The sequence below is a fragment of the Burkholderia sp. BCC1638 genome (assembly GCF_902833195.1).
GTDB lineage: Bacteria > Pseudomonadota > Gammaproteobacteria > Burkholderiales > Burkholderiaceae > Burkholderia > Burkholderia diffusa.
Genome location: NZ_CADFEC010000144.1, coordinates 1 through 443 on the forward strand (window position 1 = coordinate 1; position 443 = coordinate 443).

1 pseudogene is annotated in these 443 nt (G+C 65.9%); it reads left to right on the plus strand.

The window, feature by feature from the left end:
- Positions 1 to 443: pseudogene (locus HWX22_RS31615) on the plus strand (electron transfer flavoprotein-ubiquinone oxidoreductase); the annotation flags it as partial.

A 443-nucleotide genomic window follows, 5' to 3' on the forward strand; every position in this document is an offset into this window, starting at 1 on the left:
CTGGCCGCCGAGAAAGGCACCGAGATCGGCGTGTGCGTGCTCGAGAAGGGTTCCGAGATCGGCGCGCACATCCTGTCGGGCGCGGTGATGGACCCGCGCGCGATCACCGAACTGTTCCCCGACTGGAAGGAACAGGGCGCGCCCTTGAACGTCGAGGTGACGGAAGACCGCTTCCTGTTCCTGTCCGAGAAGAGCGCCGTCACGACGCCCAACTGGGCGCTGCCCGACAACTTCAAGAACCACGGCAACTACGTGATCTCGCTGGGCAACGTCACCCGCTGGCTCGGCGCGCAGGCGGAAGCCTTGGGCGTCGAGATCTTCCCCGGCTTCCCCGCTGCCGAGATTCTCTACAACGACGACGGCTCGGTGAAGGGCGTCGCCACTGGCAACATGGGCGTGGGCAAGGACGGCGAGCCGACCGAGAACTTCCAGCTCGGCATGGA